The 18,587-nt window shown below is 62.4% G+C and carries 27 protein-coding genes; 23 read left to right on the forward strand and 4 right to left on the reverse strand.

Annotated features, from left to right (window positions below; all coding sequences use genetic code 11):
* The first annotated feature begins 1 nt into the window (after nt 1).
* Nucleotides 2-961 carry a helix-turn-helix domain-containing protein gene (locus CQ050_RS04925; RefSeq protein ID WP_105555705.1) on the forward strand — a complete coding sequence of 320 codons (960 nt, stop codon included), beginning with the start codon at nt 2-4 and terminating at the stop codon, nt 959-961.
* 91 nt (nt 962-1,052) lie between these two features.
* On the opposite strand, the gene CQ050_RS04930 is transcribed toward CQ050_RS04925, so the two are convergent.
* Nucleotides 1,053-2,480 carry an NAD-dependent succinate-semialdehyde dehydrogenase gene (locus CQ050_RS04930; protein ID WP_006227034.1) on the reverse strand — a complete coding sequence of 476 codons (1,428 nt, stop codon included), beginning with the start codon at nt 2,478-2,480 and terminating at the stop codon, nt 1,053-1,055.
* A gap of 153 nt (nt 2,481-2,633) precedes the next feature.
* Here CQ050_RS04930 and CQ050_RS04935 point away from each other — a divergent pair, with 153 nt between their 5' ends.
* From CQ050_RS04935 to rplQ, 19 genes are all read left to right on the forward strand, one after another.
* Nucleotides 2,634-3,431, forward strand: a complete 798-nt coding sequence (locus tag CQ050_RS04935; RefSeq protein WP_369868257.1) for an aspartyl/asparaginyl beta-hydroxylase domain-containing protein — start codon at nt 2,634-2,636, stop codon at nt 3,429-3,431.
* A gap of 356 nt (nt 3,432-3,787) precedes the next feature.
* A complete protein-coding gene (gene rplN / locus CQ050_RS04940) occupies nt 3,788-4,156 on the forward strand; it encodes a 50S ribosomal protein L14 (RefSeq protein WP_046807446.1) in 369 nt (122 codons plus the stop codon).
* A gap of 11 nt (nt 4,157-4,167) precedes the next feature.
* Nucleotides 4,168-4,488, forward strand: coding sequence for a 50S ribosomal protein L24 (gene rplX / locus CQ050_RS04945; RefSeq protein WP_105555706.1), 321 nt, complete (start codon nt 4,168-4,170; stop codon nt 4,486-4,488).
* 12 nt (nt 4,489-4,500) lie between these two features.
* Nucleotides 4,501-5,040, forward strand: coding sequence for a 50S ribosomal protein L5 (gene rplE / locus CQ050_RS04950; RefSeq protein WP_006216529.1), 540 nt, complete (start codon nt 4,501-4,503; stop codon nt 5,038-5,040).
* 12 nt (nt 5,041-5,052) lie between these two features.
* Nucleotides 5,053-5,358 (forward strand): 30S ribosomal protein S14, encoded by a 306-nt coding sequence (gene rpsN, locus CQ050_RS04955; protein ID WP_105555707.1) that lies wholly within the window; start codon nt 5,053-5,055, stop codon nt 5,356-5,358.
* A gap of 10 nt (nt 5,359-5,368) precedes the next feature.
* Complete coding sequence (gene rpsH / locus CQ050_RS04960) at nt 5,369-5,764, forward strand: 30S ribosomal protein S8 (RefSeq protein ID WP_006216525.1); 396 nt, start codon at nt 5,369-5,371, stop codon at nt 5,762-5,764.
* A gap of 12 nt (nt 5,765-5,776) precedes the next feature.
* Nucleotides 5,777-6,310: a 50S ribosomal protein L6 gene (gene rplF / locus CQ050_RS04965; protein WP_105555708.1), complete on the forward strand. Its 534-nt coding sequence runs from the start codon at nt 5,777-5,779 to the stop codon at nt 6,308-6,310.
* Nucleotides 6,311-6,331: 21 nt separating this feature from the next.
* Nucleotides 6,332-6,697: a 50S ribosomal protein L18 gene (gene rplR / locus CQ050_RS04970; RefSeq protein WP_006227039.1), complete on the forward strand. Its 366-nt coding sequence runs from the start codon at nt 6,332-6,334 to the stop codon at nt 6,695-6,697.
* 15 nt (nt 6,698-6,712) lie between these two features.
* The gene (gene rpsE / locus CQ050_RS04975; RefSeq protein ID WP_006216521.1) at nt 6,713-7,234 is read left to right on the forward strand and encodes a 30S ribosomal protein S5; all 522 of its coding nucleotides are present in this window, start codon (nt 6,713-6,715) and stop codon (nt 7,232-7,234) included.
* Between the two features lie 3 nt (nt 7,235-7,237).
* On the forward strand, nt 7,238-7,423 hold the full coding sequence (rpmD, locus tag CQ050_RS04980; RefSeq protein WP_006216520.1) for a 50S ribosomal protein L30: 186 nt from the start codon (nt 7,238-7,240) through the stop codon (nt 7,421-7,423).
* Nucleotides 7,424-7,432: 9 nt separating this feature from the next.
* A complete protein-coding gene (rplO, locus tag CQ050_RS04985) occupies nt 7,433-7,873 on the forward strand; it encodes a 50S ribosomal protein L15 (protein WP_105555709.1) in 441 nt (146 codons plus the stop codon).
* A gap of 14 nt (nt 7,874-7,887) precedes the next feature.
* Nucleotides 7,888-9,213 carry a preprotein translocase subunit SecY gene (gene secY / locus CQ050_RS04990; RefSeq protein WP_105555710.1) on the forward strand — a complete coding sequence of 442 codons (1,326 nt, stop codon included), beginning with the start codon at nt 7,888-7,890 and terminating at the stop codon, nt 9,211-9,213.
* Between the two features lie 8 nt (nt 9,214-9,221).
* Complete coding sequence (gene infA / locus CQ050_RS04995; RefSeq protein ID WP_003806927.1) at nt 9,222-9,440, forward strand: translation initiation factor IF-1; 219 nt, start codon at nt 9,222-9,224, stop codon at nt 9,438-9,440.
* Nucleotides 9,441-9,474: 34 nt separating this feature from the next.
* Complete coding sequence (gene rpmJ / locus CQ050_RS05000; protein ID WP_003806928.1) at nt 9,475-9,588, forward strand: 50S ribosomal protein L36; 114 nt, start codon at nt 9,475-9,477, stop codon at nt 9,586-9,588.
* Nucleotides 9,589-9,631: 43 nt separating this feature from the next.
* Entirely contained in the window at nt 9,632-9,997 is a 366-nt protein-coding gene (gene rpsM, locus CQ050_RS05005; RefSeq protein WP_006216517.1) for a 30S ribosomal protein S13, read from the forward strand.
* Nucleotides 9,998-10,012: 15 nt separating this feature from the next.
* On the forward strand, nt 10,013-10,414 hold the full coding sequence (gene rpsK / locus CQ050_RS05010; protein WP_006216516.1) for a 30S ribosomal protein S11: 402 nt from the start codon (nt 10,013-10,015) through the stop codon (nt 10,412-10,414).
* Nucleotides 10,415-10,425: 11 nt separating this feature from the next.
* Nucleotides 10,426-11,049, forward strand: a complete 624-nt coding sequence (rpsD, locus tag CQ050_RS05015; RefSeq protein ID WP_105555711.1) for a 30S ribosomal protein S4 — start codon at nt 10,426-10,428, stop codon at nt 11,047-11,049.
* Between the two features lie 220 nt (nt 11,050-11,269).
* Complete coding sequence (gene rpoA, locus CQ050_RS05020) at nt 11,270-12,256, forward strand: DNA-directed RNA polymerase subunit alpha (protein WP_105555712.1); 987 nt, start codon at nt 11,270-11,272, stop codon at nt 12,254-12,256.
* 183 nt (nt 12,257-12,439) lie between these two features.
* Nucleotides 12,440-12,832, forward strand: coding sequence for a 50S ribosomal protein L17 (rplQ, locus tag CQ050_RS05025; RefSeq protein ID WP_006216513.1), 393 nt, complete (start codon nt 12,440-12,442; stop codon nt 12,830-12,832).
* An 81-nt stretch (nt 12,833-12,913) separates the two neighbouring features.
* Here rplQ and CQ050_RS05030 read toward each other — a convergent pair whose 3' ends face one another.
* Nucleotides 12,914-13,351 carry an HIT family protein gene (locus tag CQ050_RS05030; RefSeq protein ID WP_105555713.1) on the reverse strand — a complete coding sequence of 146 codons (438 nt, stop codon included), beginning with the start codon at nt 13,349-13,351 and terminating at the stop codon, nt 12,914-12,916.
* 121 nt (nt 13,352-13,472) lie between these two features.
* On the opposite strand from CQ050_RS05030, the gene cutA reads away from it, so the two are divergent.
* The 3 genes from cutA to CQ050_RS05045 all read left to right on the forward strand — a co-directional run bounded on the left by cutA (nt 13,473) and on the right by CQ050_RS05045 (nt 16,753).
* Nucleotides 13,473-13,820, forward strand: a complete 348-nt coding sequence (gene cutA / locus CQ050_RS05035) for a divalent-cation tolerance protein CutA (protein WP_105555714.1) — start codon at nt 13,473-13,475, stop codon at nt 13,818-13,820.
* On the forward strand, nt 13,820-15,742 hold the full coding sequence (gene dsbD / locus CQ050_RS05040) for a protein-disulfide reductase DsbD (protein WP_105555715.1): 1,923 nt from the start codon (nt 13,820-13,822) through the stop codon (nt 15,740-15,742). Before cutA ends, dsbD begins: the two co-directional genes overlap by 1 nt.
* Before the next feature lie 129 nt (nt 15,743-15,871).
* A complete protein-coding gene (locus tag CQ050_RS05045) occupies nt 15,872-16,753 on the forward strand; it encodes a DMT family transporter (protein WP_105555716.1) in 882 nt (293 codons plus the stop codon).
* Nucleotides 16,754-16,810: 57 nt separating this feature from the next.
* Here the strand turns inward: CQ050_RS05045 and hemB are convergent, their stop codons facing one another.
* The gene (hemB, locus tag CQ050_RS05050) at nt 16,811-17,827 is read right to left on the reverse strand and encodes a porphobilinogen synthase (RefSeq protein WP_105555717.1); all 1,017 of its coding nucleotides are present in this window, start codon (nt 17,825-17,827) and stop codon (nt 16,811-16,813) included.
* Nucleotides 17,824-18,447: a ribosome biogenesis GTP-binding protein YihA/YsxC gene (gene yihA, locus CQ050_RS05055; RefSeq protein ID WP_006227427.1), complete on the reverse strand. Its 624-nt coding sequence runs from the start codon at nt 18,445-18,447 to the stop codon at nt 17,824-17,826. Before yihA ends, hemB begins: the two co-directional genes overlap by 4 nt.
* Nucleotides 18,448-18,587 lie beyond the last annotated feature (140 nt).

Genomic DNA, 18,587 nt, shown 5'->3' on the forward strand with positions numbered 1-18,587 from the left:
CATGTCCAACACGGAATTTGCCATCTCGGCCAGCGCTGGCGCTGACCGGCGCGAGCAATGGCGCGCGGCGCTGTCGGACGCTTTCGGCCCGTTCGAGGTACACGGCGGCATGCCTACCCATTTCGCGGGGCATGTGCGCTATGCGCGCCGCGCCAGTCTGCAGTTCAACGACCTGCACTATCAGGGACAGAAGCTGGAACGCACCGCGGGCAATGTGTCGCGGCTGGACCAGGAGTTCTACACCTTCGGCTTGCCATTGGCCGGTCCCCTGGCCGTGCGGCAGCAAGGCCGGGAATTCCAGGTCGAGCCCGGCTGCGTGTACCTGATGAACCAGAGCCTGCCCTATCAGGCGACGGCGCTGGGCGCGTCGGGCTATCGCAGCCTGAGCGTGTCCTTTCCGCGCAGCGCGCTGTCGCAACGGGATTCCCGCGTCGGCGCCTTCTACAAGCTGCGCATCGACGATGGTTCCCCGCGTGGCGCGATGCTGGCCAGTTACATGGAGCACTTGTTCAAGGGCATGGGCGGCTGGTCCGACACCGAGGTCACCGAACTTGGCGAACGCCTGATCGACCTGATCGTGCTGTTCCTGGTGCAATCGGGGCAAGGCCATGCGTCGGAGTCCGACAGCAGCGTGACGGTGGCGCATCGGCAGCGCGTGCTGGCCTACATCCGCCAGCATCTGGCCGACCCGGCGTTGTCGCCGCAGGCCGTGGCGCAAGGGTGCGGCGTGTCGGTCGCCTATCTGCACCGCATCCTTCGCGCCGGCGGCCTGTCGGCCGAGTCCTTCATCTTCGATCAGCGTCTGGACAAATGCCGCGAACTGCTGCTGAGTCCACAACACCGCCATCGCAGCATCGCCGAGCTGGCCTACCAGGTCGGGTTTTCGCACCCGTCGCATTTCAGCCGCCTGTTCAAGCGGCGCTTCGGCATGACGCCGCGGGACCTGCGGGCAAGTTCGTAGGGGGCGGTTGGCTTTTGTTTTGCCGCCACCCGGCGATAAAAAAAGCCCCACGGACCAAACCGTGGGGCTTTTCGATTCTGCAGGGGTGCGGTCAGATGTGCGTGATGAACTTCGTGACCAGGTAGCCGTCGAACGTTTCCAGGCCGCCTTCACTGCCGATGCCGCTGTCCTTGATGCCGCCGAACGGCGTCTCGGCCAGCGCGCTGCCGAAGTGGTTGATGTTGACCATGCCGGCCTCCAGGCCATTCGAGACCTTCGTGGCTGTCTTCAACGAGTTCGTGAACACGTACGACGACAGGCCGAAGGGCAGGCTGTTGGCGCGGCGCAGCACTTCATCGGTGTCCTTGAAGCGGACGACCGGCGCGACGGGGCCGAAGGGCTCTTCGGTCATCAGCATGGAGTCGTCGGGCAGGTCCGTCACGACCGTGGGGGCGAAGAAGAAGCCCTTGCGGTCCAGCGGGCCGCCGCCGACCACGACCTTGCCGCCGTGCTTCTTGGCGTCGTCGATGAAAGCGCTCATGGCGGGTACGCGGCGTTCGTGAGCCAGCGGGCCCATGTCCGTGCCGGCTTCCAGGCCGTCGCCGACCTTGATGTTCTTCAGCACGTCCGAGAAGCGGGCCAGGAATTGCTCGTAGGCGCCTTCCTGCACGTAGAAGCGGGTGGGCGACACGCAGACCTGGCCGGCGTTGCGGACCTTGAACTTGGCCAGCATCTCGGCGGCGCGCTCGACATCGGCGTCATCGAACACGAGCACGGGCGAATGGCCACCCAATTCCATCGTGACGCGCTTCATGTGCGCGCCGGCCAGGGCGGCCAGTTGCTTGCCCACCGGCACGGAACCGGTGAACGAGACCTTGCGCACGATCGGCGAGCGGATCAGGTAGTCGGAAATCTTTGCGGGCTCGCCCCAGACGATGTTCAGGCAGCCCTTGGGCAGGCCGGCGTCGTGGAACATGCGGGCAATGGCCATGACGGCGCTGGGCGAATCTTCCGGCCCTTTCAGCACCACCGTGCAACCGGCGCCGAGCGCCGCGGCGATCTTGCGGATGGCCTGGTTGTACGGGAAGTTCCAGGGCGTGAACGCGGCGCAGACGCCGATGGGTTCGCGCACGACGAACTGGCGCACGTCCGGGTTGCGGGGCGGCACGACGCGGCCGTAGATGCGTCGGCATTCCTCGGCGTGCCAATCGGCATGCTCGGCGCAGGATGTGACTTCGCCCACGGCCTCGGCCAGCGGCTTGCCCTGGTCCAGCGTCATGTTGCGGCCGATTTCCTTGGCGCGCTCGCGCGACAGCGTGGCGACCTTGCGCAGGATGGCGGAACGGTCCATGGGCGAGGACTTCTTCCAGGATTCGAACGCGCGCTGGGCGGCGGCCAGCGCACGGTCCAGATCCGCTTCGGTGGCGTGCGGCAACTGGCCAAGCACTTCCAGCGTGGCCGGGTTGATGACGTCCTGGGTGCGCCTACCCTCGCCGGAGATGAATTCGCCGTCGATATACAGCGCCAACTGTTCATACATGCCTGTCGTTCCTTGCGAAATAGGGATGGATTGCGACCGCTGTCGCCCGCGCCAGTCTAAACCAGCTTGTTCGCGTCAGGGAGGGCCACTCCCGTGCGCGAAGCTGGGGCCAATCAGAGGCGGTGGCGCCCCGTCTTGCAAGCCTCCGCGCGCATGGCCACAATGGGGGCTCTCTGGCCGACCATCACCGAATCCATCGTGCAATCCGTCGACGCGCGTCCCGCCGCCAAGCCCAGTCTCTACTCCCGCGTGTTGTTCCGCTTCATCGATTGGTTGCGTCATCGGATCGCCCGGGCGTCGCTGGTGGGCGACCGCCCCATCTTCCAGAACGGCCAGTTCCCCTGGATCGCGGCGCTCGAGGCGCAGACCCCCGCCATCCGCGCCGAACTCACCGCACTGCTGGCGCAGCGGCAGCAACTGCCCGCTTTCCACGAGATCTCGCCCGATGTGGGCATGATCACGTCTGACGATCAATGGAAGACCTTCCTGTTCATGGGCTATGGCCTGCGTTCCGAACGCAACCTGGCCAGCTGCCCGGCAACGGCCCGCGCGCTTGATGGGATCCCGGGCATCCGCAGCGCCTTCTTTTCCATCCTCGAGCCCGGCAAGCGGATCCCGCTGCACACTGGCCCGTACAACGGCGTCCTGCGTCTGCACCTGGGGCTGGTCGTGCCCGAGCCGGCCGACCGTTGCTGGATCGAGGTCGGGGGCGAACGCTATAGCTGGCGGGAAGGCCGCGCCGTGGTGTTCGACGACCTGTATCCTCATCAGGTGCACAACGACACGGACGGTTTGCGGGCCGTGTTGTTCGTGGACTTTGAACGGCCGTGCCGGGTTCCGGTAAAATGGCTGAATCGCCTGGTGCTCAGGGCGGCCCCGTTCACGGACGAAATCCGGCGCGGCAAGGCCAACCACGATGCCTGGGAGAAGAGCTTTTACCGCCACAAATAAGGGGCGGATAGCTCGCAACCCGCTTCCCTCATAGAGGGGCGTGGTGTTTTGTGCGTCATTCCAACAAAGTGCTTGCGCTCAAAATTTAACCACGCTAGAATGATCAGCTTTCCCAGATTGTCGATCCAGTTAACCGAAAGTTGTTTCGAAGACTAGTCGGCGTGTTGGGGGAATACCCGCAGGATTTCAACCCAGGGTCGTTGCGTTGCCAACCAGTTGTAGAGATAGGGCGAAAGCGCTAGCGCTACAACACATAAAGCAGGGCGGCAGACCTGACGGGACCAAAACTGGCAGGAATTGCAGTGTTCCCTTATTGGGAAAACCGTATTTCCAGTTAAGTTGGAACAGGAAAAATCATGATCCAAATGCAGACCACGCTGGACGTGGCCGATAACACTGGTGCGCGTCATGTCATGTGCATTAAGGTGCTCGGTGGCTCCAAGCGCCGTTATGCCGGTATCGGCGACATCATCAAGGTGAGCGTCAAAGATGCGGCTCCGCGCGGACGCGTCAAGAAAGGCGAAATTTACAATGCCGTGGTGGTTCGTACCGCCAAGGGCGTGCGCCGTAAAGACGGTTCGCTGATTAAGTTCGGTGGCAATGCCGCCGTATTGCTCAACGCCAAGCTGGAGCCCATCGGCACCCGCATCTTCGGACCCGTTACGCGTGAACTGCGTACCGAGAAGTTCATGAAGATCGTGTCGTTGGCCCCGGAAGTGCTGTAAGGAGCCCTACGATGAACAACATTCGTAAAGGCGACGAAGTCATCGTCCTGACCGGCCGCGACAAGAAGCGTCGCGGTACCGTGCTGGCTCGTGTTGATGCCGACCACGTTCTGGTCGAAGGCGTCAACATTGCCAAGAAGCACGTGAAAGCCAACCCGATGGCTAACAACCCGGGCGGGATTGTCGAAAAGACCATGCCGATCCACATCTCGAATGTGGCGCTCTTCAACCCCGCAACCGGTCGTGGCGACCGCGTGGGCGTTCAAGAAGTCGAAGGTCGCAAGGTCCGCGTGTTCCGTTCCAATGGTGCCGTTGTCGGCGCCAAGGCGTAAGGGGCGATAGACATGTCTCGTTTGCAAGATTTCTACAAGAGCAAGGTCGCTGGCGACCTGCAGGCCAAGTTTGGCTACAAGAGCGTCATGGAAGTGCCGCGCATCACCAAGATCACCCTGAACATGGGTGTCTCGGAAGCCGTGTCCGATAAGAAGGTTATCGAACACGCGGTGTCGGACCTGACCAAGATCGCTGGCCAAAAGCCTGTCGTGACGAAGACCAAGAAGGCTATCGCCGGTTTCAAGATCCGCGAAAACTACCCGATTGGTTGCATGGTCACGCTGCGTGGTCAACGCATGTATGAATTCCTGGATCGCCTCGTTGCGGTCGCGCTGCCTCGCGTGCGCGACTTCCGTGGTATCTCGGGTCGTGCATTTGACGGCCGTGGCAACTACAACATCGGGGTGAAAGAGCAAATCATTTTCCCCGAAATCGAGTACGACAAGATCGACGCGCTGCGTGGGCTGAACATCAGCATCACCACCTCCGCGAAGACCGACGAAGAAGCCAAGGCGCTGTTGACGGCCTTCAGCTTCCCGTTCCGTAACTAAGGGGCTGATGACGTGGCAAAACTTTCCCTCATCAATCGCGACATCAAGCGCGCCAAGCTGGCTGACAAGTTCGCTGGCAAACGTGCTGAGTTGAAGGCGATCATCGACGACCAGTCGAAGACCGACGAAGAACGTTACCAAGCTCGGCTCAAGCTGCAACAGCTGCCGCGCAATGCCAATCCGACGCGCCAACGTAACCGTTGCGTGGTCACCGGTCGTCCGCGCGGTGTGTTCCGCAAGTTCGGCCTGACGCGTCACAAACTGCGTGAAATGGCGATGAAGGGCGAAATCCCCGGCATCACCAAGGCCAGCTGGTAGGAGATACATTATGAGCATGAGCGATCCCATCGCCGATATGCTGACCCGCATTCGCAATGCGCAGCAAGTGGACAAAGTTACGGTGAGCATGCCCTCCTCGAAGCTGAAGGCGGCTATTGCCGCTGTGCTGAAAGACGAAGGCTACATCGACAGCTTTGAAATCAAGGGCACCCAGGCCAAGCCTGAGCTCGAGATCACCCTGAAGTACTACGCTGGCCGTCCGGTTATCGAGCGCATTGAACGCGTTTCGCGCCCCGGTCTGCGTATCTACAAGGGCCGTACCAGCATTCCTCAGGTCATGAACGGCCTGGGCGTGGCTATCGTTTCGACCTCGCGCGGCGTCATGACCGACCGTAAGGCTCGCGCCAACGGCGTCGGCGGCGAAGTGCTGTGCTACGTGGCCTAAGGAGAAATTCGAATGTCACGTATCGCTAAGTATCCGGTCGAACTGCCCAAGGGTGTCGAAGCTGACATCAAGCAGGATCAGATCATTGTCAAGGGCCCGCTGGGCACCCTGACTCAAGCCCTGACTGGCGACGTCACGGTTGCGATGGACGAAGGCAAGCTCACGTTTGCCGCCGCCAACGAAACTCGTCACGCCAATGCCATGTCGGGTACCGTGCGCGCTCTGGTGGCCAATATGGTTACCGGCGTGAGCAAGGGCTTCGAGCGCAAGCTGACCCTGGTTGGCGTGGGTTACCGCGCCTCGATCCAAGGCGATGCCGTTAAGCTGCAGCTCGGTTTCTCGCACGACGTTTTGCATCAGTTGCCGGCCGGTATCAAGGCCGAATGCCCCACCCAGACGGAAATCGTCATCAAGGGCGCCAACAAGCAAGTCGTCGGTCAGATGGCCGCTGAAATCCGCTCGTACCGCGAACCCGAACCCTACAAGGGCAAGGGTGTGCGTTACTCGGACGAACGCGTCGTCATCAAAGAAACCAAGAAGAAATAACGGCGCACGCAAGGACGAATCATGGACAAAAAAGTTTCCCGTTTGCGTCGTGCGGTTCCGACCCGCCGGAAGATCAACGAGTTGCGCGTTCACCGCCTCTCGGTCTTCCGCTCGAACCAGCACATCTACGCCAACATCATTTCGCCGGAAGGCGATCGCGTTCTGGTCAGCGCCTCGACGGTGGAAGCCGAAGTGCGTGCGCAACTGGCCGGCCAAACCGGCCAGGGCGGCAACACTGCCGCTGCTACGCTGGTCGGCAAGCGCGTGGCCGAAAAGGCCAAGGCTGCCGGTATTGAACTGGTCGCTTTCGATCGCTCGGGCTTTCGTTACCATGGCCGCGTGAAAGCGCTGGCCGATGCCGCGCGTGAAGCCGGCCTGAAGTTCTAAGCGAGGATCTGTCAAATGGCTAAAGTACAAGGCAAGAACGCCGCGGAAAAAGAGAACGATGACGGCCTCCGCGAAAAGATGATCGCGGTCAACCGCGTGAGCAAAGTGGTCAAGGGTGGTCGCACCATGAGCTTTGCCGCGCTGACCGTGGTTGGCGATGGCGATGGTCGCGTCGGCATGGGTAAGGGCAAGGCGCGTGAAGTGCCGGTGTCCGTTCAGAAGGCAATGGAACAGGCCCGCCGCGGCATGTTCAAGGTTGCTCTGAAGAACGGCACGCTGCACCACACCGTGGTTGGCAAGCATGGCGCCGCTACCGTGCTGATCTCGCCGGCTGCTGAAGGTACTGGCGTTATCGCCGGCGGCCCGATGCGCGCTATTTTTGAAGTGATGGGTGTGCGTAACGTGGTTGCCAAGAGCCTGGGCTCGAGCAACCCCTACAACATGGTTCGCGCCACGTTGAACGGTCTGCGCGCTTCCCTGACCCCGGCCGATGTTGCTGCCAAGCGCGGCAAGTCGGTCGAAGAAATCCTGGGGTAAATCATGGCTCAGAAGCAGATCAAAGTGACCCTCGTGCGCTCGGTGATCGGTACCAAGCAATCGCACCGTGATACGGTTCGCGGTTTGGGCTTGGGTCGCATCAACAGCAGCCGCGTGCTGGTCGATACGCCCGAGGTGCGTGGGATGATCCGTAAGGTGGATTATCTCGTTTCCGTCTCGGAAGCCTAAGGAATCACCATGTCGGATATGCAACTTAATTCGCTGAAGCCCGCTGAGGGCAGCAAGCACGCCAAGCGCCGCGTCGGCCGTGGCATCGGTTCGGGTCTGGGTAAAACCGCCGGCCGTGGTCACAAGGGCCAGAAGTCGCGCTCGGGCGGTTTCCATAAGGTTGGCTTCGAAGGCGGTCAAATGCCGCTGCAGCGTCGTCTGCCCAAGCGTGGTTTCACCCCGCTCGGTCAACACCTGTATGCCGAAGTTCGTCTGTCGGACCTGCAAGCCCTGCCCATCGACGAAGTCGACGTGCAAGTGCTGAAGGCGGCTGGCGTGATTGGCCAGGCGGTTCGTTACGCCAAGGTCATCAAGTCGGGTGAACTCTCGCGCAAGGTCGTGCTCAAGGGCATTACCGCGACGGCCGGTGCTCGCACCGCCATCGAAGCCGCGGGCGGCTCGCTTGCTTGATCACGAGGTGACGAGTGGCTAACGCGCAGGCATTGGGCAAAACCGGAGCACGGTACGGTGATTTGAAGCGCCGTCTTGTGTTCCTGGTGCTCGCCCTGGTGGTTTACCGTTTGGGTACACACATCCCCGTACCGGGTATTAATCCGGATGCGCTGGCGGACTTGTTCCGTCAGAACCAGGGCGGGATCCTGGGCCTGTTCAACATGTTCTCGGGTGGGGCGCTCTCGCGTTTCTCGATTTTTGCCCTGGGGATCATGCCGTACATTTCGGCATCCATCATCATGCAGTTGATGTCGGTGGTGGTGCCGTCGCTGGAAGCGCTCAAGAAAGAGGGCGAATCCGGTCGTCGGAAGATTACCCAGTACACCCGCTACGGCACTGTCGTGCTGGCGCTGGTGCAAGCAGTGGGCATTTCGGTAGCGTTGGAGTCCCAACAGGGACTGGTGATCGATCCGGGTATGCTGTTTCGCTTCACGACCGTTGTGACTCTGGTCACTGGCACCATGTTCGTCATGTGGCTGGGTGAGCAGATTACGGAACGCGGTCTGGGCAACGGGATTTCCATCCTGATCTTCGCAGGTATCGTTGCGGGTCTTCCCGCGGCGCTGGCTGCACTGTTGGACCTGGTACGCACCAACGCGATGTCCGTGCTTTCGGCACTGTTCATTGTGGCTTTGGTGGTGTTGGTTACCGCTTTTGTGGTGTTCGTGGAACGCGGACAGCGCAAGATCACGGTGAACTACGCCAAGCGTCAGGTCGGCAATAAGGTCTACGGTGGTCAAAGCTCGCATTTGCCGCTGAAGCTGAACATGGCAGGGGTGATTCCGCCGATCTTCGCGTCGTCGATCATTCTGTTCCCGGCCACGATCACGAGCTGGTTCTCCAGCAGTGAGAACATGCGCTGGCTTAGCGACCTGGCTGCGGCCCTGTCGCCTCGTCAACCGCTCTACATCACGCTGTACTCCGTCGCGATTATTTTCTTCTGCTTTTTCTACACGGCTCTGGTGTTCAACAGCCGCGAAACGGCGGACAACTTGAAGAAGAGTGGTGCGTTTGTTCCGGGCATCCGTCCGGGCGAACAAACAGCGCGCTACATCGACAAGATCCTGATGCGTCTGACGCTCGCAGGTGCCTTGTACATCACTTTGGTGTGCCTGTTGCCTGAATTCTTGGTGATGCGCTGGAACGTTCCTTTCTACTTCGGTGGTACGTCTCTGTTGATTATTGTGGTGGTGACGATGGATTTCATGGCACAGGTTCAAGCCTACATGATGTCGCACCAATACGACTCGTTGCTCAAGAAGGCCAACTTCAAGGGCGCGGGTTTGCCGATGCGGTAAGCAAAAGAATGTCCAAGGACGACGTCATTCAGATGCAAGGCGAGGTTCTTGAGAACCTCCCGAACGCGACATTTCGCGTCAAGCTCGAAAACGGCCACGTGGTGTTGGGCCATATTTCCGGCAAGATGCGTATGCATTACATCCGGATCCTGCCGGGTGACAAGGTCACAGTGGAGCTCACGCCCTATGATCTGACGCGAGCCAGGATAGTTTTCCGCTCCAAATGAGCGGAACCGGATTACGGAAAATTAGGAGTCAACCATGAAAGTAATGGCATCGGTTAAGCGGATCTGCCGCAACTGCAAAGTTATCAAACGTCACGGCGTGGTGCGTGTTATCTGCACCGACCCGCGTCACAAGCAGCGTCAAGGCTAACTCGGGTTAGCGACTACGCAACAGATTTATTCAAGGAATAGTCATGGCCCGTATTGCTGGCATTAACATCCCGCCGCAACAGCACGCCGAGATCGGACTGACCGCCATTTTTGGCATTGGTCGTACGCGCGCTCGCAAAATCTGCGAAGCGGCAAACGTACCCTTTGACAAAAAGGTCAAGGATCTGAACGACGCTGAATTGGAACGCGTCCGCGAACATGTTGGTTTGTTCACGGTTGAAGGCGACCTGCGTCGTGAAGTACAGCTCTCGATCAAGCGTTTGATCGACCTGGGAACCTACCGCGGTATGCGTCACAAGCGCGGTTTGCCCGTGCGCGGCCAGCGCACTCGCACCAACGCACGGACCCGCAAGGGCCCGCGTCGTGCAGCTGCGTCCCTGAAGAAATAATCGAGGAACTGGATTATGGCGAAAGCTTCCACCAGCGGCGCATCGCGCGTGCGCAAAAAGGTTAAGAAGAACGTCTCGGACGGCATCGCGCACGTTCACGCTTCGTTCAACAACACCATCATCACCATCACCGATCGTCAGGGCAACGCACTGTCGTGGGCCACGTCGGGCGGTGCTGGTTTCAAGGGTTCGCGTAAGTCGACCCCGTTCGCCGCGCAGGTCGCTGCTGAAACGGCTGGCCGCGTCGCGCTGGAGTACGGCATCAAGACTCTGGAAGTGCGTATCAAGGGCCCCGGCCCCGGTCGCGAATCGTCTGTCCGTGCGCTGAACGCGCTGGGCATCAAGATTTCGTCCATCGCCGACATCACGCCCGTTCCGCACAACGGCTGCCGTCCGCCGAAGCGTCGTCGTATCTAAAGGGAATCCACATGGCACGTTATATTGGACCCAAATGCAAACTCTCGCGTCGCGAGGGTACTGACCTGTTCCTGAAGAGCGCCCGTCGCTCGCTGGATTCCAAGTGCAAGCTGGATTCCAAGCCTGGCCAACACGGCCGCACTTCGGGTGCCCGCACTTCCGACTACGGCCTGCAGCTGCGCGAAAAGCAAAAGCTGAAGCGCATGTACGGCGTGCTGGAAAAGCAATTCCGCAAGTACTTCGCTGAAGCAGAGCGTCGCCGTGGCAACACGGGCGAAACCCTGATCCAGCTGCTGGAATCGCGCCTGGACAACGTCGTCTACCGCATGGGCTTCGGCTCGACGCGCGCCGAAGCTCGCCAGCTGGTGAGCCACCGCGCCATCGAACTGAACGGCCACACGGCTGACATCGCTTCGATGCTGGTCAAGGCTGGCGACGTCGTTTCGATCCGCGAAAAGGCCAAGACGCAAGGCCGTATCAAGGAATCGCTCGACCTGGCCACCAGCATCGGCATCCCCCAATGGGTGGAAGTCGATTCGACCAAGCTGACCGGTACGTTCAAGTCGGTCCCCGATCGCGCTGACGTCGCTCGCGACATCAACGAATCGATGGTCGTCGAACTGTACTCGCGTTAATCAGGTCTCTGCCGGCGCCTCCTTCGCAGGTGTGCCGGCACGAAGCTGGTCTCGCGACCCGTTTGCACGTCCCGCAGCAGCCCGCTTTCCGCCTTTTGGTGGGGCGGGCTTTGCGGTAAGTATCGGCCGGCGTTTCGGCGTCGTCCGAGTTTCATGTTTCACCCTGTCCATCAGCCTTATCGGTGTAACGAGCCGAGGGTATTGAAAAGGAACACAGTAAATGTCCACTCAAGGTTTCCTGAAGCCGCGCTCCATTGAAGTCGAACCGGTCGGCACGCACCATGCCAAGATCGTGATGGAGCCGTTCGAGCGTGGCTACGGTCACACGCTGGGCAACGCCCTGCGCCGCATCCTGCTGTCTTCGATGACCGGCTACGCGCCGACCGAAGTCCAGATGACGGGCGTGGTGCACGAATACTCGACCATCCCGGGCGTTCGCGAAGATGTCGTCGACATCCTGCTGAACCTGAAGGGCGTGGTCTTCAAGCTGCACAATCGCGACGAAGTGACGCTGGTTCTGCGCAAGTCCGGCGCGGGCACCGTGCTGGCCAGCGACATCGAGCTGCCGCATGACGTCGAGATCATCAACCCCGGCCATGCCATCTGCAACCTGACGGACGCAGGCAAGCTGGAAATGCAGATCAAGGTTGAGAAGGGCCGCGGCTACGTGCCGGGCAACGTGCGCGCGCTGTCGGAAGACCGCACCCACACCATCGGCCGCATCGTGCTGGACGCTTCGTTCAGCCCGGTCCGCCGCGTGAGCTACGCGGTTGAAAGCGCCCGCGTGGAACAGCGCACCGACCTGGACAAGCTGGTTCTGGACATCGAAACCAACGGCGTGATCTCCCCCGAGGAAGCGGTGCGCCAGTCGGCTCGCATCCTGATGGACCAGATCTCGGTCTTCGCCGCGCTGGAAGGCGCTGGCGATTCGTACGAAGCCCCGGTCCGCGGCACGCCGCAGATCGATCCGGTGCTGTTGCGCCCGGTCGACGACCTGGAACTGACCGTGCGTTCGGCCAACTGCCTGAAGGCCGAAAACATCTACTACATTGGCGACCTGATCCAGCGTACCGAAAACGAGCTGCTCAAGACCCCGAACCTGGGTCGCAAGTCGCTCAACGAAATCAAGGAAGTCCTGGCTGCACGTGGCTTGACCTTGGGCATGAAGCTCGAGAACTGGCCGCCCCTGGGCCTGGAGCGTCCCTAAGTTTTAACGGGTGGCACCCCGGCAACGGGGCGCCACCTGCAACGCCCGGCAACCCCGTCGGGCGGTTTGCGAAATCGTCGTAAAATGCACCGTTTTCTACCGGACCGCGGCCTGATTGCAGGTTGATAGAAGAGCCGGCAACCCGATGGCGAATGCCATCTTTAGATTCAAAGGAAACTTATCATGCGTCACGGTAATGGCTTGCGTAAGCTCAACCGCACCAGCAGTCACCGTCTTGCCATGTTCCGCAACATGGCCGTTTCGTTGATCACCCACGAAGCCATCAAGACCACGCTGCCGAAGGCGAAAGAATTGCGCCGCGTCATCGAACCCCTGATCACGCTGGGCAAAGAGCCCACGCTGGCGAACAAGCGTCTGGCATTTGCCCGTCTGCGCGATCGCGATGCGGTGGTGAAGCTGTTTGCCGAAATCGGCCCGCGCTACGCGGCCCGTAACGGCGGCTACACCCGCGTGCTGAAGATGGGCTTCCGTCAAGGCGACAACGCTCCCATGGCTTTCATGGAACTGGTTGACCGTCCGGAAGTTGATGAAGCCGCTGCGGACAGCGCCGAGTAATCCTCGGTAGCTCGATAAGCGACAAGGGCGGGTCTTCGGACCCGCCCTTGTTTTATTTGCGAGCCCGCCACGCGATTGGCGTCACGAGGCGTGCAATTCCCCCCGCAACTGCGCGGCGGTGGCCGCCAGCGCCTCCTGAGGCGCTTGGGGCGGCATCTTGAACGTAAGGTCTTGCTGCTCGATGTACTGCGTCGACGTCACGTCCTGCGTGTGATGCATCGGAATGACGTGGGCGTGGGTGTGCGCGACGTGGATGCCGGTAAAGGCGAAGGCCACGCGTTCGACCGCATACAGACGCTTCATGTGGCGTCCGAGCTTCTGCCCAAGGTTCAGGATATGGCCGGCGAGGTCGGCGGGCATGTCCTCGAAGTACGGATAGTGCTGCTTCGGGATGATGAGGACGTGGCCCGGACGCACCGGCTGGATGTCCAGGAAGGCCAGCAGGCGCTCATCTTCGTGGATGACGTGGGCGGGGATCTCGTGCCGGGCGATGCGGCAGAACAGGCAGTTGTCGGACATGCGGGCCTCGATGGAAACGGATGGCTTGGCGGCGAGGGCGGGCCTGCGGGGCCGGGCAGCTGCCGCAATACCGATAAAATACCCTGAGTTACATCCCACACGGGTATCCCAAGGAGGCTCCATGTTGCGCGATGACGACGTCGTGCTGGTCATCAGCAATGCGCCCGATCTGCTGCTTGCGAAGCGCATCGCCCACGTGCTGGTGGAAGACGGATTGGCGGCTTGCGTGAACCTTGGCGCGCCGGGCCTGTCCATCTACCTGTGGAACGGAGAAGTCGAAGGGGCGGAAGAAGTCCCCATCCACATCAAGACCACCTACGCGCGCCACCAGGCAGTGGTTCAGGCCCTGGCGCAAATGCATCCCTACGATGTGCCCGAGATCATCGTGCTGCCCGTCATTGGCGGCGCGGCGCCTTATCTGGATTGGGTGCGCGAACAGACGGCCGTTACGCAGAACAAGAGAGACTGATGTTGTCACTTGCCGGTATCGTCGGCGCGCCGCGGCGCCCGATTCACGCCACCCGCGCTACCCGCGCGGCCCATGCCCTGTTCAGGCAATGCCTGATGTTCCTGGCGATGGCGCTGTTGCTGATGGGGTGGCAGGCGGCGGCGCGTGCCGAAGCCGACTTCCTGGAACCCGAAAAGGCCTTTGTGTTCAGCGCGCAGATGACGGCGCCCGACACGCTGGAACTGCGCTACAAAGTCGCGCCCGGCTACTACATGTACCGCGAGCGCTTCGGCATCACGATCAGCCCCATCGGCGCGACGACGCTTGGCGAAGCGGTCTATCCCAAGGGCGAGGTCAAGTACGACCCCACCTTCGAGAAAGACATGGAGGTCTTTCACAAGGACGTCGTGATCCGCGTGCCGGTCGGCGCGGGCGGGCAGCCCTTTACGTTGACGTTGACCGGCCAGGGCTGCGCGGACGCCGGCCTGTGCTATCCGCCCATGGACAGCAGCGTGAAGTTGACGCCGGTGGCGGGCGGCTACGCACTGGCGGGCGGGGCCTTGGCGCAGCCGTCTTCGGGCACGGCTTCGGCGGCCTCGTCGGGCGGCTTGAGCGCGTTGTTCGACGCGGGCGACACCGGGCTGGCGGATGCGCTGGGTGGGCTGGGCTGGGCCAAAACCGCGGGCGTGTTCCTGGTGCTGGGCCTGTTGCTGGCGTTCACGCCTTGCGTCCTGCCGATGATTCCCATCTTGTCTTCGATCGTCCTGGGTGGCGCGGCGCAGTCGCGGCCGACGCGCGGCCGCGGCCTGGCGCTGGCGGCAACCTACGTGCTGGGCATGTCGGTGGTCTACACCGCGCTGGGCGTGGCCGCGGGCCTGAGCGGCGCGGGGCTGGCTGCCTGGCTGCAGACCCCCTGGATCCTGACCCTGTTCGCCATCCTGCTGGCCGTGCTGGCGCTGGCCATGTTCGACGCCTTCACCTTCCAGATGCCGTCGGGCATCCAGGCGAAACTGGCCGAGCGGTCGTCCCGTATTCCGGGTGGGCGCTACACGGGCGCGCTGGTGATGGGCGCGCTGTCCGCGCTGATCGTCGGGCCCTGCGTGGCCGCGCCGCTGGCGGGCGCACTGTTGTATATCTCGCAAACGGGCGATGTGGTCCTGGGCGGCTCGGCGCTGTTCGCCATGGCCTGGGGCATGGGCGTGCCGCTGCTGATCGTGGGCGCCTCGTCCGGCGCGCTGTTGCCCAAGGCGGGCCCCTGGATGGACGGCGTGAAGCGCCTGTTCGGCATGTTGTTGCTGGCCACCGCGTGGTGGATGCTGATTCCCGTGGTGCCCACCTGGGTGCAGATGACGGGCTGGGCCTTCCTCGCGGTGGTCTCCGCCGTGATGCTGCGGGCGTTCGACGCCCTGCCGGCGGGCGCGGGCGCGGCGCGCATGTTCGGCAAGGGCCTGGGCCTGTTGCTGGCGCTGGCCGCCGCCGCATGGCTGGTTGGCGCGGCCAGCGGCGGACGCGATGTACTGCAACCGCTGTCGCACCTGGCGTCGCGCGCCGGTGCGCCGGCGGGCACGGCGGCCACAAGCGGCGAAGTCCATTTCACCCGCGTGCGCAACAACGCCGAGCTGGACGCGCTGCTGGCGCAAAGCCGCCAGCCGGTCATGCTGGATTTCTACGCCGATTGGTGCGTGTCGTGCCGCGAAATGGAGCGCTTCACCTTCACGGATCCCGGCGTGGCGCAACGCATGTCGGGCATGTTGCTGGTGCAGGCCGACGTGACCGCGAACAATGCCGACGACCGCGCGCTGCTCAAGCGCTTCCGCTTGTTCGGCCCGCCGGGCATCATGTTCTTCGAGCCGGGCGGCAAGGAATTGCCGGACGCCCGCGTGGTGGGTTTCCAGGACGCCAAGCGCTTCACGGAATCGCTGGACAAGGTGCTGGTGCGCTGACGCCCGGGCGTATACCATGGCTGCTGCGCCGCGTGGGCGGCGCACTCCACTCCCTTCAGGCCGGCGCCCGTGACGTCCCCGACAGTTGATGCAAGCCAAGACCGGAACGGTCTTATCTATATTCAATTGATGTTCGTCATGGCCACATGGGGCCTGAACATCGTCTCCATCAAGTACCTGACGCAGCACATGGACATCCAGGCGCTGGCCGCCGTTCGGATCGTCGTCGCGTTCATCACCGTCACCCTCATCATCAAGGCTCGCCGCGGCCGCATCCCCAAGCTGGGCCGCGTGGAGCTGGGGTGGGCGGCGCTGGCGGGTTTCCTGGTGGTGTATGCGCACCAGATCGCGCTGGTGTCCGGGCTGCGATTTTCGTCGGCGGCCAACGGCACGCTGATCATGGCGACGAGCCCCTTGCTGTCGGCGCTGCTGGCGGCCATTTTCTACCGTGAAAAACTGACGTTGGTGCGCATCTCCGGCGCCATGCTGGGCTTGTTGGGCGTGGGCATGGTGGTTGCGGGCAGCGGCGCGCAATTCGGTCTGACGGGCTGGGGCGACGCCGTCGTTTTCGTGGCCGTGCTGGTGTTCGTGTTCGGCGGCCTGGTCATTCAGCGCATGTCGCGCACCATGGATCCGCTAGGCATGCTCTGGTACATGTACCTGGCGGGTGGAGTGATGCTGGTGGCGCATGCGGCGCTGACGCCCGCCTCGTATCAGGCCGACACGTGGCAGATGACGTGGTGGCCTTGGCTGGTTCTGATGTTCTCGGCGGTGATCGCCTCGGGCGTCAGCAACATCATCTGGAACGCCGGCATCGCGCGTCTGGGGATCAGCCGCGCGGCCCTGTTCGTCAACTGGCTGCCGATTTTCGGGCTGTTGTTCGCGTCCCTGTTCCTGGACGAGCACGTCACGCTGACGCATGTCGTGGGGCTGGCTTGCGTGCTTGGCGGAACCTGGCTGGGACTGCGCCGCGTGGCGCCAGCCGCACCGCGAAGCGGACGCGCGCGCTAAGCCGTCACAGGCTCGGCGCGCGGGCCGGAGACGCCCGGCCAGCAACGCGTGGTGCGATCAGCGCTGGGCTTTCAGCAGCTTGGCCGCCTCGATCGCGAAGTACGTCAGGATGCCGTCGGCGCCTGCGCGCTTGAACGCCAGCAGCGCTTCCATCATGACCTTGTCGTGGTCCAGCCAGCCATTGGCGGCGGCGGCCTTGATCATCGCGTATTCACCGCTGACCTGGTAGGCGAAGGTGGGCACGCGGAACGTATCCTTGACGCGGCGCAGCACGTCCAGATACGGCATGCCGGGCTTGACCATGACCATGTCGGCGCCTTCTTGCAGATCGGCCGCCACTTCGCGCAATGCTTCGTCCAGGTTGCCCGGGTCCATCTGGTAAGCCATTTTGTTGGACTTGCCCAGATTGGTGGCCGAGCCCACGGCGTCGCGGAACGGGCCGTAGAACGCGCTGGCGTACTTGGCGGAATACGCCATGATTTGTGTGTGGACGTGGCCGTTGGCTTCCAGCGCACGGCGCACGGCGCCGACGCGGCCGTCCATCATGTCGCTGGGCGCGACCATGTCGACGCCGGCGGTGGCTTGCGTCAGCGCCTGCTTGACCAGGATTTCGACCGTCGGCTCGTTGATCACGTAGCCGTTGTCGTCGATGACGCCGTCCTGGCCGTGGCTGGTGTAGGGATCCAGCGCCACGTCGCACAAGATGCCGAGTTCCGGAAAACGTTTTTTCAATTCAGCGACCACGCGCGGAATCAGGCCGCGCGGATTGGTCGCTTCGATGCCGTCGGGCGTCTTGAGCGACGCGTCGATGACGGGGAACAGCGCCAGCACCGGGATGCCCAGCTTCACGCATTCTTCGGCCACGGGCAGCAGGGTGTCCAGCGAATAGCGGACCACGCCGGGCAGCGACGCCACGGCTTGCTGCAAGCCGGTGCCTTCGGCGACGAAGACGGGGTAGATCAGGTCATTGACCGTCAGCGCGTTCTCGCGCACCAGGCGGCGGGTGAAGTCGTCGCGACGCAGGCGGCGGGGGCGGGAAACCGGAAATTCGGGGGTGATGATCTGCGGGTTCATGGTACGACCTTGGGAGAAATCCAATTTTCGATGTGGGCGCCGGCCTCTTCCAGACCGATGCGCTCGGGCGCCGAGAAAGGAATGGTGTGCAGGGCGCCGATGTCGGCCAGGTCTTTGCGGACCGAGAAGACGGTGCGCATGCGCTGGCCGTAAGGCAGCTTGTCCGCCTTCGTCAGCAGCGCCAGAACGGGGCGTCCGGTGGGGGCGATGAAGTTAGCCAGGCGGCGGTCGAGTTCGGTGACGCCGCGGCGGATGTCGATCAGCAGCACGATGCCGGCAAGCGACTCGCGGTCGCGCAGGTAGCCGCCCAGGATGTCGGCCCATTTTTCTTTTTCGTTGCGCGCAACCGAGGCGTAGCCGTAGCCGGGCAAGTCGACGAGAAAACCGATGTGGCCTTCCGGATCCAGCGGGTCGGGCAAGCCGAACATGTTGATCAAGCGCGTGCGGCCCGGCGTCTTGCTGGAAAACGCAAGACGGCGCTGGTTGCACAGCACGTTGATGGCCGTGGATTTGCCGGCGTTCGAGCGGCCGACAAAGCAGACCTCGGGAGCGCCGGCGGCCGGCAACTGGTCGAGGCGAGCTGCGGAGGTAAGGAAGGAGGCGCGATGTAGGAGGGACACGGATGGGCTTTGGATACGGTTGGTTTCGAGCCCTATTGTATAATCCGGCGTTTGCAACAGTGGTCCCCGTGCGCGGAGCCGTCTTTTTTGCTTACTCTTTGGGTTGCCGGTGGCTGCCTGGAAGGCAGAATGGGCAAACC

This window comes from Achromobacter sp. MYb9, from assembly GCF_002975275.1.
Lineage (GTDB): Bacteria > Pseudomonadota > Gammaproteobacteria > Burkholderiales > Burkholderiaceae_B > Achromobacter.